Raw genomic sequence first — 15,506 nt, 5'->3', positions numbered from 1 at the left:
GTATATCTAATGAAAATTAATTTCAGCAGTAGGCTATAATTTTCGTAATTTCAAAAACGCTTTCCCCAAGTAATTCACTAAATCTCCTGCCGTTAAGCTTTCTTCGCTTTCTACTTCAGCAGCAATATCACCAGCCAAGCCATGGATATAAACGCCCAAAATACAAGCCTCTAAGGGGTCGTATTCTTGGGACAGTAAACCTGCCAAAATCCCCGTCAAAACATCCCCACTCCCTGCGGTTCCCATCCCTGGATTTCCAGTAGAATTAAAATAGCAAACCCCTTCAGGCGTTGCCACACAAGTATTAGCTCCCTTTAGAATGATGTAAACACCAAATTCTTGGGCTTTTCGACGTTGCAGTTCATTTCGTTCAAAATTATCGTAGACCTTCCCAAACATTCGTTCAAATTCTTTGGGGTGTGGGGTCAAAATACTCCCCTTGGGAATGTATTCAAACCAATCGGGACTCTGCCCTAAAATATTCAATGCATCTGCATCCAAAACAGTTGGGCGATTCAAGTGTTTGAGCATATAACACAATGCATTTCTTGTTCTATTTTTGGTACTCAAACCACAACCAATAGCAATGGTAGAATACTTCGGCAAATCGTATACCTTTGTAAAGATAAATCGATCCTCATCCAAACTCACCATTGCCTCAGGAACAGCCGTTTGCATCACCTCATAACCACAGATAGGCACATGCACTGTCACCAAACCAACTCCAGCTCTAAGACAGGCACGGGTTGCCAGAATAGCCGCCCCCATTTTGCCATAGCTTCCCATAATCAGTAAAGCATGACCAAAAACGCCTTTGTGTGCAAATTTATCTCTTCTCTTGTAAATTCGTTTAACAATATCTGAAGTAATGTAATAATAAGGAGAATCTACAGAAGCAATATATTTTTGATCCAGACCTATTGATGCACAAACAAAATCTCCTACGTAATGAAAGTTTTCAGGAAATAAAAATGCTAATTTTGGAAATTCAAATGCAAAGGTATAATCTGCTTCTATACAAGCACCTACAGTGGGCATATCGGTAAACACTCCTGTTGGGACATCAACGGCAACAACTGTATTTTCACATTCATTCAAAAAGTGCAAAATATCAGCCAAAGCCCCTGTGATTGGTCGATTTAGACCAGATCCCAACATCGCATCAATCAAGATTTCATCTCCACCAAAAACAGGCATTTCTTCTACAGAAGAAACCTCCTTAATAACCACTTTATTTAGATCTTGTAACTGTCGAACTCGCTCCAAGTTTGTCTTAAAATCTTCTGTTTCATTATCTGTTAAATTCAGTATAAACACAGCCACATCATACCCTCGCTCCTCCAACAAACGAGCAATCGCCAAGCCATCTCCCCCATTGTTACCTTTGCCACAAATGACGCTAACCATTTCAAACGTAGACTTCGGGAATTTTTTGACAAACCAACTGGTAAAAGTTCTACTTGCCCGTTCCATTAAGTCAATGGACAAAATAGGCTCATGTGCTATGGTGTAAGCATCTGCTTCACGGGTTTGTGTTGTTGATAATATTTTCATAATTTTTAGAATTAATCCTCCGTTAATTTAACTACGGTACTTGGTTAGCTTGTTATCACTCGTGAGCCAGCAAGCAGGGTTCTTCGAGATTTAAAACGGAGTAATGTAGAATGGGAATACTTAAATACTAGCAAAATATCGTTGCGCTGTATTTTTTGTTATCTTAAAATGAATCTTTATTAATTTCATATTTTCGTTCACTTTTGTTGCTATAAAACGCATTACCAAAAGAGTAAAAAAACTTATCTCTCAATTGCAAATAAGCGGGTTTTTCATCGTCAAACAACGTCAAGCTAATGGTGTATAATACGGATTCTATAATAATGCATTGTATATAAATACGCACATCATCTGCTACAATAGTTGCTCTAATTCCTTCATAGATAGCCTGACTGTAGAAGACTTCATGTTCTTCTACAACACCCTCTATGCCTTCTCCTAAATCATCAACTATTGCCTTATAGTAAGCCGTTCTATATTTTTTATTTTGTTGAAAAGAAGGCTCCTCAGACAAGTCGGTAAGGTTACAACTCAATCTATATTTAGATCGTTTTAGTTTATAATCAATTCGTTGGCTACTTTTTCGCTCTTTTTTTGTAGGCTTTTTAGGAAAACCTATATAATAGCCATTTTCTAACAAAGGAATTTGTATCCAATTTTCAGGAATTTTTCCTTCCATCAACCGCAAGGTATCCGCTACTTCTATTTCTCCTTCTGCCAATTCTAGTTCTTCTTCAACCAGCTTCTCTTCTACCTTTGAGCTAGAATTAGTATTGCAACAATATAATAAACCTGAGAAACATATTAAAATAAAAAAAGCCTTTTTCATAAAATTTTATCCCTAATATAACGTGATGCATTGGTATTCAAAAAAGCTATAAACAGCCTTTAGAAATCATAAACCTTTGTTACTTATTGTACAGTTCTCCCCCTTTGGAAAACAATTTATCCACTGCCAATTTTGTTTTCTCATCGACAATAAGAGGAGGCGCATGATGTGGTTTTATTCTCGCATCAATAATCAATGCGCCTTTGCAGCCCCAATGTTTGTGTTCTACAAAGCTATGCACACCATGAATATCATGCGAAGGATTGGAACGTGTAAAGGTTACCCACAGAAAATTATTTAATGTCTGTGTGACAAAATCACTATCGTCAACCACAACCACCAATGGAATATGCTCCATATCATACCGTTCTAACCACTTTACTAACTGACGAATGGTCTTCAATCCTGTATCGGCGTCACTAAACGCAGTTGCCTGAATGGCTAAAATTCCTTTTTGAACAAATTTAGGGTTTAAAAAACCAATGGGCAAATCAAAATTCGGGGGTAAATCAGCTTCCAAACGTCGTTTTTTTGCTCCACAGCAAGCCACTACCACTTTAGAACCAGCATTCCACCCATCTCCCGAATAATCTAGCGTATCAATTGTTGTTTTGGTTTGAAAATGCAAATCTCTCGTCCAATCTACTCGTTCCAAAACATGATTAAAATAATGCTCAATCTCATGCGTATCCAAATTAGGATCATCACTATGATCGGCAATAAATAAATATTTGGCTAAAGTGGTTTGCCCCTTTCCGAGCAAATGATTGGCAATCGTTAAAATCTCTTCTGGTCTACGCTCCCGAAACGGCATATAACGCTCGCTACCAATAGCCAACAACAACGGATGAACCCCTGCTGCATCTACGGCATTCACATCTTTTAAACCAGGAAATTCTTGCGGTGCTAGTTCTTTGACCAACTCATGAATTAAGTAGCCAAAGCTAGAGTCTTCCGCTGGAGGTCTGCCTACTACCGTAAAATGCCAAATTGCATCCTTTCTATGGTATACTTTATCCACTTCCATAACAGGAAAGTCATGCGTTAAACTATAATAACCTAAATGATCCCCAAATGGTCCTTCAGGGAGTTTTTTGTTTTTGACAATTGTCCCTGTAATACAAAAATCGGCATCTGCTGAAAGCGTATAACCATCCTGCTGAAAATAGCGAAATCTACGACCGTTCAACAAGCCTGCAAAAGTCAATTCCGACAAGTTTTCAGGCAAGGGCATAATCGCTGAAAAAGCATTGGAAGGTGGCCCTCCCACAAAAACAGATACTTTAAAAGGTTGATCCGTCTCATTATAGGCTTTATGGTGTACCCCAATACCACGATGCAATTGATAATGCAACCCAATTTCTTTATCTTTCACATAATCGTTGCCAGATAACTGAATACGATACATCCCCAAGTTTGATTTCATTATGTCTGTAGCACCAGGCCCCATTGAAAACACTTGAGGCAAGGTAACAAAAGCTCCTCCATCCATTTCCCATGCCTTTACCTGAGGCAGTTGGCTAATTTGGGTTTCTCCAAACAAAATAGGTTTGCGAAAGCGTGCTTTTTTAGGCAAACCATTTAAGGCCGAAAAAGGTGCTTTCCAATATCTCGTGGGGTGCTTAAGCAATTGGATAGGATCAATCTTGAGTTCAATTATTTTCTGAACTTGTTTCATGGTATGTCGAAACAAAAAGCGAGTTCGTTCTGTTGTACCATATAGATTAGAAACCGCTGGGAAAGGGCTTCCCTTGACATTTTCATACAAAATGGCTGGTCCCTTAGCATCATAAATCCGTCTATGAATTTCTGCCATTTCAAGATTAGGGTCAACCTGAGATTTTATTCTTAGAAGTTTTCCATGTTGTTCCAAGTCTTGTATACAGTGCTTTAAACTTTTGTAACTCATTCTTCTTTGTTTTCTCTATTAAAGGAAGCGCTTAACTACCGCCAAGTAATGAAGGCAAATATAGCATATATAAGCTTAAACAGTCCTAAACCATTCTGGTTTGTTAACTTCTTCTCAATTTTTAGAAATAAATTAACCTTTTTATCTTTGTAACTTTAAATTTAGAAATTCCCCCCGCTCTCAAATAAAACAAAACAACAATTCTTATTTTTGTTGGAATCAATTTTGTATTAATGGAATCTACCAATTAGCCGTCAAAATCAAAAAATAAAAACGAATGCCAAAAATTGTCTTTACATTAATATGCTTCGGCATGGTGTACACAAGTTTTGCACAAATAACAGACAGCCTGAAACCAATTACCTCCAATAAACCATCTCCGATTGGTTTAGATGAGTTTCACTGGGCCTGCATTGCTAATTTTGAATTGTCTGATTCCAAAAATTCGAGTCGGATTGTTTACCTAGATACCGACCAGCAAGGCAATGTCTATGTAGCCGATAACAATGGATACTTATATAGCTTATCAGGAAATGATTTTTCAGAAAATTGGGCTGTAAAGTTGGGTTATGAGCATATCTCACATATGGCAGCTAGCCCTGATGGAAAAACGATTTCCATTTGTTACAATTATGTCAAAACAGGCACTAAAAAGCTAGAAGTACGAAATGCTCAAAATGGTCGAATATTACTCAAAATAAAACGAGTTCCAGTTTGTTACGATGCTACTTATTTTATAGATGTTGTAGACAACACTACTTTGTACCCTGCTAACCTTGCTTATTCTCCTGATGGTTCAAAATTAGCAGTGTGGTTTAATAATCATGGTTTTGATGAACAACAATGCAAATCTACTCATGAAGCACAATTAATTATCATGAACCCTATTACAGGAGATGTTTATGCTTCTAGAAGAGAAATTCCTAAAGATTTTGAATGGAGCAAATGTGACAGCAAGCAGCATTTTACATTTAGCATTGATGGAAAGTCCATTTACCTTAGCAACTGTAAAGCACAAATTGCCCAGTATAATGTAAAAGATTTAAGCCTAATCAAAATGGTGGATTTTGGCGCAGACATCAATCGCATCTTAACACTAAAGTTAAATGAAAAAGGGTCTAAAAAAGCTAAGTTTCCTTTGCATGAATTGGTTGTCCAAGAAAATGGCGATCTCCTTACTAGCTTGGGTAAAAATGGGCATATTTTTAAAATTAATGCAGACCTAAATTTTATTAACTATGTTACTCAAAACCAAGGTTGTTCTGGAGCCTATTTCTCCTTTAGCCCCGATTGGTCAATGGCTATGTTCAATTCTAATCATATCAACTTGTGGGATATAACAACACAAGAACCTGTATTTTATACAGAGGCTCCCAATACCTTTGATGCCAATACCGTTCGATTTCATCCCATCAAAAAAGCAATTATAGTTGGAACCAAACGAACGCTAAAACTCATAGCCCCCTGCTCTAGTAGCCAAATTCACATCGATAATACCTTTACCCCAACGGGTCATTTTTTGCAAGCAGAAACTAGTTTTAGTGTCCGAGGAGCAGGAAAAATATTCTGGGCTTATGATAACAAGATTATTTATCATAAATATGCTAAAGAGCAAGAAATTAGCACAGAAAACTTAGGATATAGTGCTCTTTTTAATAGTTCACAGAACATTCCTCAATCAACAGAATTGCACCTAAAAACCGACCAGCCTGGTATCTATACTATTTTTGGTGGCACCTCAAAACAGATGACCAATACAGCTGTACTAAAAAGTTTGCCCAACTGGCAACTACGACCATAGTTGTTTGCATTAAAAAAACAAAAAGCAATAGCAACTCTATCAGGTAAAAAAGCTTATATTTGTATATCACCCATCAATTTTAAGTTATGAATTTAAAAGACAAATATATAAATCCTTTGACTGATTTTGGATTCAAAAAACTTTTTGGCATTGAGCCCAATAAAGAATTATTGATTGATTTCTTAAATCAACTCCTTCCTTCTTTTCATCAAATCAAAAACCTTTCTTATACCAAAAATGAGCACCTAGGCAATACGCCATTGGAGCGAAAGGCGATTTTTGATTTGTACTGCGAAAGTGCTTCGGGCGAAAAGTTTATTGTCGAAGTCCAAAAAGCTAAGCAAAATTTCTTTAAGGATCGATCTGTTTTTTACTCTACCTTTCCCATACAAGAGCAGGCTAAAAAGGGCGATTGGGATTTTCAATTGACCGCTGTTTATACCATTGGCATTTTAGATTTTGTTTTTGACGAGCACAAAGATAGAGATGATATTTTGCATACCGTAAAATTAAAAGATCATAAAAATAGGCTCTTTTACGATAAACTGACATATATCTATATCGAACTCCCTAAGTTCACCAAAGAGGTTGCTCAACTAGAATCTAAATTCGATAAGTGGCTTTATATTTTTAGACATCTTGCCAATCTCCAAAACCGTCCTATTGCACTACAAGAAAGAATCTTTCAAAAACTCTTTGAAGCTGCTGAAATCGCTAAGTTTTCCCCTAAAGAAAAACAACTCTATGAGGAAAGTTTAAAATACTATCGAGACCTTAAAAACGTTGTGGATACTTCTAAGGCAGAAGGCATAGAAGAGGGGATAAAGAAGGGGATAGAAAAGGGGATGAAAAAAGGTATAGAAAAGGGGATGAAGAAAGGAATAGAAAAGGGAAGGCAAGATGTAGCTAAAGAAATGAAAGCAGATGGTTTTTCTGTTTCTAAAATAGCTCAGTATACAGGGCTTTCTGAGGACGAAATTAATCGTTTGTAAAATGACAGAACATAAAAATATTCTAATCATATCAACTTGTGGGATATAACAACACAAGAACCTGTATTTTATACAGAGGCTCCCAATACCTTTGATGCCAATACCGTTCGATTTCATCCCATCAAAAAAGCAATTATAGTTGGAACCAAACGAACGTTAAAACTCATAGCCCCCTGCTCTAGTAGCCAAATTCACATCGATAATACCTTTACCCCAATGGGTCATTTTTTGCAAGCAGAAACTAGTTTTAGTGTCCGAGGAGCAGGAAAAATATTCTGGGCTTATGATAACAAGATTATTTATCATAAATATGCTAAAGAGCAAGAAATTAGCACAGAAAACTTAGGATATAGTGCTCTTTTTAATAGTTCACAGAACATTCCCCAATCAAACAGAATTGCACCTAAAAACCGACCAGCCTGGTATCTATACTATTTTTGGTGGCACCTCAAAACAGATGACCAATACAGCTGTACTAAAAAGTTTGCCCAACTGGCAACTACGACCATAGTTGTTTGCATTTTAAAAAACAAAAAACAATAGCAACTCTATCAGGTAAAAAAGCTTATATTTGTATATCACCCATCAATTTTAAGTTATGAATTTAAAAGACAAATATATAAATCCTTTGACTGATTTTGGATTCAAAAAACTTTTTGGCATTGAGCCCAATAAAGAATTATTGATTGATTTCTTAAATCAACTCCTTCCTTCTTTTCATCAAATCAAAAACCTTTCTTATACCAAAAATGAGCACCTAGGCAATACGCCATTGGAGCGAAAGGCGATTTTTGATTTGTACTGCGAAAGTGCTTCGGGCGAAAAGTTTATTGTCGAAGTCCAAAAAGCTAAGCAAAATTTCTTTAAGGATCGATCTGTTTTTTACTCTACCTTTCCCATACAAGAGCAGGCTAAAAAGGGCGATTGGGATTTTCAATTGACCGCTGTTTATACCATTGGCATTTTAGATTTTGTTTTTGACGAGCACAAAGATAGAGATGATATTTTGCATACCGTAAAATTAAAAGATCATAAAAATAGGCTCTTTTACGATAAACTGACATATATCTATATCGAACTCCCTAAGTTCACCAAAGAGGTTGCTCAACTAGAATCTAAATTCGATAAGTGGCTTTATATTTTTAGACATCTTGCCAATCTCCAAAACCGTCCTATTGCACTACAAGAAAGAATCTTTCAGAAACTCTTTGAAGCTGCTGAAATTGCTAAGTTTTCCCCTAAAGAAAAACAACTCTATGAGGAAAGTTTAAAATACTATCGAGACCTTAAAAACGTTGTGGATACTTCTAAGGCAGAAGGCATAGAAGAGGGTATAAAGAAGGGGATAAAAAAGGGAAGGCAAGATGTAGCTAAAGAAATGAAAGCAGATGGTTTTTCTGTTTCTAAAATAGCTCAATATACAGGGCTTTCTGAGGACGAAATTAATTGTTTGTAAAATAACAGAACATAAAAATATTCTAATCATATCAACTTGTGGGATATAACAACACAAGAACCTGTATTTTATACAGAGGCTCCCAATACCTTTGATGCCAATACCGTTCGATTTCATCCCATCAAAAAAGCAATTATAGTTGGAACCAAACGAACGTTAAAACTCATAGCCCCCTGCTCTAGTAGCCAAATTCACATCGATAATACCTTTACCCCAACGGGTCATTTTTTGCAAGCAGAAACTAGTTTTAGTGTCCGAGGAGCAGGAAAAATATTCTGGGCTTATGATAACAAGATTATTTATCATAAATATGCTAAAGAGCAAGAAATTAGCACAGAAAATTTAGGATATAGTGCTCTTTTTAATAGTTCACAGAACATTCCCCAATCAACAGAATTGCACCTAAAAACTGACCAGCCTGGTATCTATACTATTTTTGGTGGCACCTCAAAACAGATGACCAATACAGCTGTACTAAAAAGTTTGCCCAACTGGCAACTACGACCATAGTTGTTTGCATTAAAAAAACAAAAAGCAATAGCAACTCTATCAGGTAAAAAAGCTTATATTTGTATATTACCCATCAATTTTAAGTTATGAATTTAAAAGACAAATATATAAATCCTTTGACTGATTTTGGATTCAAAAAACTTTTTGGCATTGAGCCCAATAAAGAATTATTGATTGATTTCTTAAATCAACTCCTTCCTTCTTTTCATCAAATCAAAAACCTTTCTTATACCAAAAATGAGCACCTAGGCAATACGCCATTGGAGCGAAAGGCGATTTTTGATTTGTACTGCGAAAGTGCTTCGGGCGAAAAGTTTATTGTCGAAGTCCAAAAAGCTAAGCAAAATTTCTTTAAGGATCGATCTGTTTTTTACTCTACCTTTCCCATACAAGAGCAGGCTAAAAAGGGCGATTGGGATTTTCAATTGGCCGCTGTTTATACCATTGGCATTTTAGATTTTGTTTTTGACGAGCACAAAGATAGAGATGATATTTTGCATACCGTAAAATTAAAAGATCATAAAAATAGGCTCTTTTACGATAAACTGACATATATCTATATCGAACTCCCTAAGTTCACCAAAGAGGTTGCTCAACTAGAATCTAAATTCGATAAGTGGCTTTATATTTTTAGACATCTTGCCAATCTCCAAAACCGTCCTATTGCACTACAAGAAAGAATCTTTCAAAAACTCTTTGAAGCTGCTGAAATCGCTAAGTTTTCCCCTAAAGAAAAACAACTCTATGAGGAAAGTTTAAAATACTATCGAGACCTTAAAAACGTTGTGGATACTTCTAAGGCAGAAGGCATAGAAGAGGGGATAAAGAAGGGCAGGCAAGATGTAGCTAAAGAAATGAAAGCAGATGGCTTTTCTGTTTCTAAAATAGCTCAGTATACAGGGCTTTCTGAGGACGAAATTAATCGTTTGTAAAATAACAGAACATAAAAATATTCAAGCGTAAAATTGTAATACTCCATTTTTTCCCCTTCCTACTCCAGATATAATTCTTAGCATATTTTTATTGGTATTTTTTGTTTTTTTATAGAACTTTGGGGGGCTAAGATTGTTTTCAATTTAAGATAAAAATTAGCCCTTTAAATAGTTCGTCAAAATCATACGATCAAAGAATCAATATGCAATTAAATTATAAAGTATTTGGAGAAGGAGAACCTGTTGTTATTTTACATGGAATGTTTGGAACCCTAGACAATTGGCAAACAATAGCCAAACAACTAGCAAAACATTTTATGGTTTTCATCATTGACCTTCGAAATCATGGACGTTCTCCTCATTCTGAAGCGTTTAGTTATAGCATTATGGCAAATGATGTTTATGAATTCATGGAAAATAATTGGATTTATGAAGCACATATTGTAGGGCATTCTATGGGTGGAAAAGTAGCCATGCAACTAGCCACTGAAAACCCCGATCTAGTTAACAAATTAGCAGTGGTAGATATAGCTCCTAAAGCCTATAAAGGCAATCATCAACCCATTTTTGATGCTTTATTTGCATTGGACTTAACGAGTTTAAAATCTAGGAAGCAAGCCAATGAATTTTTGGAATCTAGGATAGAATCTTATGCTGTTCGCCAATTTATTTTAAAAAACTTGAGCATCAATAAGCAAACGCAAACCTACGAATGGAAAATGAATTTGCCTGTTATACATAATGCTTATCAACATATTTTGGGTAGTAGTGACCTATCAAGCCCTTACAACAAGCCTACTCTTTTTATAAAAGGAGCTAATTCTTCCTATATATTAGAAGAAGAATTTAGTGATTATCAAGTATTTTTCCCACAAGCAAAATTGGCTAACATAGATAATGCAGGGCATTGGGTACATGCTGAACAACCAAAGCTCTTTTTAGAGGCTTTAACTAATTTTTTATTAGACGAATAAGCATAAGAATGCTCTAAATGCAATCCTTCCTTTTCTCTATCTACTGAAAGGAGTTATTTATTTCATCCAAAGACACTATCATATTTACTATGTTTTACAAACTGTATATAGGGTTCTTTTTTTTTATGTTTGGATTAACCAATAATTTCTTGTTTGCCCAAATAAATTACATTGATTACAATCCTCAATATAAAACGTGGTCGGCAACGTATCAAATCGACAAAATCGAATTTACTTCACAGCATACCATAATTCATTTTCGATTTGCCAAAAACAATAGCCAATATGATAGCCCCACTTTTTATGCTTCAAAAGGAACATTTGCATGGGTATTAGAAACAGAAGCTGGAATGGTTTATCCACAACAAAAGCTGACGAATATTGCTAAAAATGGTCTTATACAGCTAGAAATACTGGAGCAAGAACAACATACCATTTCGGCACTCACTAAGGAAAAAACAGAACATACTTTTTTTACTTGCCAAATCTACTTTGAGCGGCTGCCCGAAAACTTAGAAAAAATATCATTAGTAGAAGGACGAGGAAACAAATCTCATAGAAATCATCTGAATTGCCTAGATATTAATTTAAAAAATGAGGAAATTAAGGAGGCCAGTGAAGTAACAAAACGCATCCAAAATTTTGAGCAACAAATTAATAACTCAAAACAGTCTTTTGTTAATGATAAGCCTCTCAAAGCACCTAAGAGAGTTGCTATTGATGCAACACCAAAAAACAAATCCCAAAAAGGGGATTTTTCAATTGAATACATAGAAGATAGGTTTGAGCATCAAAAAAAAGAAGGGGAAATACAAAAATCCCTAGATGAGTTAATTAGCGATGACTTAGATGCCTATAAAAATAGAGGCATCATTGATCCCAATCCTATTTATAGACCTTGGAAGAAGGATTACATACTACATAAAGTGATCTATACCAAAACCGAAATCATATTTCTATTGTTATTTCGATTTCCCACTCATGGTTCCGTCTCTTCTGCCCTCTTTTATTCAAGCAATAGCAAACATCCATGGTTTTTAAAAGATGCACAATCAGGAAAAAAATATGACTTTAAGGCTGTAACTGACATCAAGCAAAATGGCGTTCTAAAATTAAAGAAGCTATCTGACTTTCCCTTACGATTAGAAACCGATGCTAACCAAGAAGTTACTTTCTTCTCTTGTCAAGTTCATTTTGAGCGCCTTCCCCCATCTGTTAATAAAGTACATCTAATAGAAGGACGAAAAAAATCAAAAGACACTAACCACTTCAATTTTTTTGATATTAAATTAATTCATCCCTATTTTAAATAAGCACTAAAAATCAGCTTTTGCTGCTTGGTTAGCTCCTTGCACTCATGAGCTATTCTTGGGGTGGTACTCACTATATCTATATGAGCTTGCCATGGGCTTGATTCAACAAAACTGCGAAGCACTCACAAACCCAGCTTCCTGCCCCATAAGTGAAACGCATAACGAAGCAACTCTATTTTTAAACAACTTCGAGTTATAAATAACTATCTAACAAAAAGATAAAAACTAATCACAATCTTTTTATTTTTTTTAAATTAGAGAAAGTCTTTGTTACAAGATTCTACTTCTCATGAATTAAATGTTTCAAATGCTATTCAACTAGAATAGCCCATTTCATAAGAAAACATAAAAATCAACGAAGTATTAGTATAATAATACTGGCAAAAATTTTGTTTGTTATATACAGAAGGATTTGTTTAGTCCAATGAATAACTTCAAAAATCCAAAACATCAATACAAATAAATGAAAACAATACCATTTTATATTTTTTTATTATTTATTCTTTCATTCATTATTACACCATCTGTTGCCCAAAAAACATATACAGATCATAAACCTTCGTATAGAAAATGGCAAGATGATTATATTTTGGATAAAATCGATTATACTCGAGATCGCACGATCTTCTATTTTCGTTTTGTTTGTAAAAGTGGCAAATTCACAAATGCTATTTTTTATCCGCCAGGAGGAGAACATCCGTGGTATCTAAAAGGGAGAAATGTCAAAAAAAACTTTGACATCAAAGAAATTCGCAATGTGCGTAGAAATGGTAAATTAATGAAATCTAAAGTCCGAAATGCTGCTTATAGCATCTCTGCCTTGGAGGGTGTTGGCTATACGGTATTTAGCTGTGAAGTTCATTTTGAACGCCTTCCTAATGATCTAACATCAGCGGATTTAATCGAAGGAAAAGGACAAGAATTCAACAAAAATCACTTCAATTGTTTTAACGTCAAGCTAAAAACTTGGGATGATAGTGATCTTGGAAATAAAAAAGATAGCGAGAAAAAGGTTTCTGAATTTGAAAAAAAATATGGGGTCAATTCTAAACCTAAAAATGTAAAACCTACCCCTGCTCCGAAACCCAAACCCAAGCCAGATCCAAAACCCAAACCTGAGCCTGAGCCAGAACCTACTCCTGAGCCAGAACCAGAACCAACCCCTGAGCCAGAACCAGAACCAGCTCCCGAACCAAAACCAGAAGAAGAATACCCACATTCTGTGAGTCGCTTAAATTCTTCACAAGATATTGTTTGTGGTGAAATGCTGGTTTTGGATAAGATTAAATTTCATGATAATAGCGTCAAATTTAAAGGCATGGTTGCAGCAAATAGAACGCTTTTTATTCTATTCAACTACATGAAAGAACATCCTGAATCTACGCTAACACTTTATGGGCATACCGATGTTTTTGGCGACAAGGAAGCCAATATGGAATTATCTAGGCAACGGGTTATAAAAATTCAACGCTGGTTAACCATGTACGGAATTAAAATCCATCGAATTAACTACGAATGGTTTGGTCCTGACCAGCCACTAAAGCCCGAAGGAAGTCCTATTAACAGAAGGGTTGAAATAATGGTTAATTGCAATTAACCATTAAATTTCAGTCCTCAACACCCCCACGTATGAAAAAGTTACTTTGTCATTTATTTTGTTTTACTTTATTTTTAGCCTTAACAACAAACAATATTCTAGCCCAAGAGCAGCATAATTATACCGATCACAAACCACAATATAGAAAATGGCAAGATTCCTATATCTTAGACAAAATTGACTATACGCCCTCTAGTACCATTTTTTATTTTCGTTTTGTTTGCGACCATGAAACCTCTGGTGGAGCTATCTTTTATCCTCCTGGAGGAGAATCTCCTTGGTATCTAAAAGGAAGAGGGATAGATAAGGAATTTGATATTACTGCGGTAAAAAACATCCGTAGGAATGGGGTTCTAGTTAAGGAGAATGTTTCTAAGGAAGCATTCCATGTTGACCACTTAAGCACTAAAGCAGGACATACTATTTTTAGTTGCGAAGTGCATTTTGGACGCTTAGACGATGATATGAAAGTAGCCGATCTTATAGAAGGCAAAGGACAGGAGTTTAACAGGAAGCATTTTAATTGTTTTAATATTAAACTAAAAACTTGGAACGATAAAGATTTGGGAAATGAGGCAGATAGTAAAAAAAATGTAAAAACCTTTGAAGAAAAATACATAGGAACAACTACATCTAATCCTCTACCAAGCCCACCTAAAGAAGATGCTCCCTCCTCCAAACGGCTGCATAAACCTCAAGATTTAGTTTGTGAAGAGCTACTGATCTTAGATCAGATTAAGTTCCATGACAATAGCACTAAATTTAAAGGGATGATTGCCGCTAATGCAACCCTAAACATTATTTTCAATTATATGAAAGAGCATCCTAAGGCAACAGTGGAGCTCTATGGACACAGCGATATTTTTGGTTCAGAAGAACGAAATATAGAGTTGTCTAAACAACGAGTTATAAAAATTCAGCGTTGGCTAACCATGTATGGTATAAAAGCTCGTCGAATTAACTATGAATGGTTTGGGTCTAAAAAACCATTGGTAAAAGAAGGAAGTATTGTTAATCGTCGAGTCGAAATAAAAATGTCTTGCAATGAGTAATGGAATAACGGTTCTTTAATTTCCTCCTGTTCCTTCGAATTTTTTATGGTAAGAATTATCCTTTGTTTGCCCTTTGTTTTCCGTACCACTCTCTTGCCCTTCTGCTAAACCTAAACTCATTAAAAGATAGGCAAACTTACAGCCTTTTATCGCATTCATCTGTTCTAGCAATATTTGTTCAAACGCTTCCTCGGTTACATCAGCATAGAGGGTTTCGTCCAGTCCGATCTTTGCCATAGCCTCTTCCATATCCTCTACGCATAACTCAAATAGGTCGTTGTTTTCTTGAAAAAGCACTGCTTGTTCCTCGATTCTAGCAGCCAAATCTGTGGAAAGAGAATTGATATAGGTCTCCATTTCTCTTGCTTTGTTTTGGCTTTGATATTTTATGATTCGAATCATTGCACGCTTAACATCGCTATCTATATTACTATACGTTTCGTTGACACAATCGCACAGACCTTTGGCTGCAACTGCCCCCACTTCTTCAATGGATTGAGCCTTCAAAAAAGTAGTTATCGCCACACTAAAAATAAGTGTTAATAAGATGGTCTTTTTCATAGTCGTCCTATTTTTAGATTGTTTTA

14 protein-coding genes are annotated in these 15,506 nt (G+C 35.6%); 10 read left to right on the top strand and 4 right to left on the bottom strand.

Going from position 1 to position 15,506, the window contains the following annotated elements; translation table 11 throughout:
* Positions 1 to 33 precede the first annotated feature (33 nt).
* The 3 genes from AsAng_RS03020 to AsAng_RS03010 form a co-directional block, all read right to left on the bottom strand.
* Entirely contained in the window at positions 34 to 1,554 is a 1,521-nt protein-coding gene (locus AsAng_RS03020) for an NAD(P)H-hydrate dehydratase (protein ID WP_264791303.1), read from the bottom strand.
* 163 nt (positions 1,555 to 1,717) lie between these two features.
* Positions 1,718 to 2,383, bottom strand: a complete 666-nt coding sequence (locus tag AsAng_RS03015; RefSeq protein ID WP_264791302.1) for a hypothetical protein — start codon at positions 2,381 to 2,383, stop codon at positions 1,718 to 1,720.
* 79 nt (positions 2,384 to 2,462) lie between these two features.
* Positions 2,463 to 4,292, bottom strand: a complete 1,830-nt coding sequence (locus AsAng_RS03010; protein ID WP_264791301.1) for a UbiD family decarboxylase — start codon at positions 4,290 to 4,292, stop codon at positions 2,463 to 2,465.
* A 313-nt stretch (positions 4,293 to 4,605) separates the two neighbouring features.
* On the opposite strand from AsAng_RS03010, the gene AsAng_RS03005 reads away from it, so the two are divergent.
* The 10 genes from AsAng_RS03005 (at position 4,606) to AsAng_RS02960 (ending at position 14,919) form a co-directional block, all read left to right on the top strand.
* On the top strand, positions 4,606 to 6,093 hold the full coding sequence (locus AsAng_RS03005) for a YncE family protein (RefSeq protein WP_264791300.1): 1,488 nt from the start codon (positions 4,606 to 4,608) through the stop codon (positions 6,091 to 6,093).
* A gap of 86 nt (positions 6,094 to 6,179) precedes the next feature.
* Positions 6,180 to 7,085 (top strand): Rpn family recombination-promoting nuclease/putative transposase, encoded by a 906-nt coding sequence (locus tag AsAng_RS03000; RefSeq protein ID WP_264791299.1) that lies wholly within the window; start codon positions 6,180 to 6,182, stop codon positions 7,083 to 7,085.
* A 36-nt stretch (positions 7,086 to 7,121) separates the two neighbouring features.
* On the top strand, positions 7,122 to 7,628 hold the full coding sequence (locus AsAng_RS02995) for a hypothetical protein (RefSeq protein ID WP_264791298.1): 507 nt from the start codon (positions 7,122 to 7,124) through the stop codon (positions 7,626 to 7,628).
* 55 nt (positions 7,629 to 7,683) lie between these two features.
* Positions 7,684 to 8,541, top strand: coding sequence for an Rpn family recombination-promoting nuclease/putative transposase (locus AsAng_RS02990; protein ID WP_264791297.1), 858 nt, complete (start codon positions 7,684 to 7,686; stop codon positions 8,539 to 8,541).
* Positions 8,542 to 8,577: 36 nt separating this feature from the next.
* Positions 8,578 to 9,051 carry a hypothetical protein gene (locus tag AsAng_RS02985; RefSeq protein ID WP_264791296.1) on the top strand — a complete coding sequence of 158 codons (474 nt, stop codon included), beginning with the start codon at positions 8,578 to 8,580 and terminating at the stop codon, positions 9,049 to 9,051.
* A gap of 86 nt (positions 9,052 to 9,137) precedes the next feature.
* On the top strand, positions 9,138 to 9,983 hold the full coding sequence (locus tag AsAng_RS02980) for an Rpn family recombination-promoting nuclease/putative transposase (protein ID WP_264791295.1): 846 nt from the start codon (positions 9,138 to 9,140) through the stop codon (positions 9,981 to 9,983).
* Between the two features lie 203 nt (positions 9,984 to 10,186).
* The gene (locus AsAng_RS02975) at positions 10,187 to 10,957 is read left to right on the top strand and encodes an alpha/beta fold hydrolase (RefSeq protein ID WP_264791294.1); all 771 of its coding nucleotides are present in this window, start codon (positions 10,187 to 10,189) and stop codon (positions 10,955 to 10,957) included.
* 89 nt (positions 10,958 to 11,046) lie between these two features.
* Positions 11,047 to 12,270, top strand: a complete 1,224-nt coding sequence (locus tag AsAng_RS02970; protein WP_264791293.1) for a hypothetical protein — start codon at positions 11,047 to 11,049, stop codon at positions 12,268 to 12,270.
* 463 nt (positions 12,271 to 12,733) lie between these two features.
* A complete protein-coding gene (locus tag AsAng_RS02965; RefSeq protein WP_264791292.1) occupies positions 12,734 to 13,867 on the top strand; it encodes an OmpA family protein in 1,134 nt (377 codons plus the stop codon).
* Positions 13,868 to 13,899: 32 nt separating this feature from the next.
* On the top strand, positions 13,900 to 14,919 hold the full coding sequence (locus AsAng_RS02960; RefSeq protein WP_264791291.1) for an OmpA family protein: 1,020 nt from the start codon (positions 13,900 to 13,902) through the stop codon (positions 14,917 to 14,919).
* A 15-nt stretch (positions 14,920 to 14,934) separates the two neighbouring features.
* Here the strand turns inward: AsAng_RS02960 and AsAng_RS02955 are convergent, their stop codons facing one another.
* Complete coding sequence (locus AsAng_RS02955; protein ID WP_264791290.1) at positions 14,935 to 15,480, bottom strand: hypothetical protein; 546 nt, start codon at positions 15,478 to 15,480, stop codon at positions 14,935 to 14,937.
* Between the last annotated feature and the right edge of the window lie 26 nt (positions 15,481 to 15,506).

Origin of the sequence: Aureispira anguillae (assembly GCF_026000115.1) — a bacterium.
Taxonomy (GTDB): Bacteria; Bacteroidota; Bacteroidia; order Chitinophagales; family Saprospiraceae; genus Aureispira; species Aureispira anguillae.
This window is presented reverse-complemented; position numbering and strand designations above follow the sequence as displayed.

Coding starts and splice junctions, on each gene's coding strand:
- AsAng_RS03000 (WP_264791299.1), top strand. CDS start 6,180: ATGAATTTAAAAGACAAATATATAAATCCTTTGACTGATTTTGGATTC.
- AsAng_RS03010 (WP_264791301.1), bottom strand. CDS start 4,292: ATGAGTTACAAAAGTTTAAAGCACTGTATACAAGACTTGGAACAACAT.
- AsAng_RS02990 (WP_264791297.1), top strand. CDS start 7,684: ATGAATTTAAAAGACAAATATATAAATCCTTTGACTGATTTTGGATTC.
- AsAng_RS02975 (WP_264791294.1), top strand. CDS start 10,187: ATGCAATTAAATTATAAAGTATTTGGAGAAGGAGAACCTGTTGTTATT.
- AsAng_RS02955 (WP_264791290.1), bottom strand. CDS start 15,480: ATGAAAAAGACCATCTTATTAACACTTATTTTTAGTGTGGCGATAACT.
- AsAng_RS02960 (WP_264791291.1), top strand. CDS start 13,900: ATGAAAAAGTTACTTTGTCATTTATTTTGTTTTACTTTATTTTTAGCC.
- AsAng_RS02980 (WP_264791295.1), top strand. CDS start 9,138: ATGAATTTAAAAGACAAATATATAAATCCTTTGACTGATTTTGGATTC.
- AsAng_RS03020 (WP_264791303.1), bottom strand. CDS start 1,554: ATGAAAATATTATCAACAACACAAACCCGTGAAGCAGATGCTTACACC.
- AsAng_RS03015 (WP_264791302.1), bottom strand. CDS start 2,383: ATGAAAAAGGCTTTTTTTATTTTAATATGTTTCTCAGGTTTATTATAT.
- AsAng_RS02965 (WP_264791292.1), top strand. CDS start 12,734: ATGAAAACAATACCATTTTATATTTTTTTATTATTTATTCTTTCATTC.
- AsAng_RS02970 (WP_264791293.1), top strand. CDS start 11,047: ATGTTTTACAAACTGTATATAGGGTTCTTTTTTTTTATGTTTGGATTA.
- AsAng_RS03005 (WP_264791300.1), top strand. CDS start 4,606: ATGGTGTACACAAGTTTTGCACAAATAACAGACAGCCTGAAACCAATT.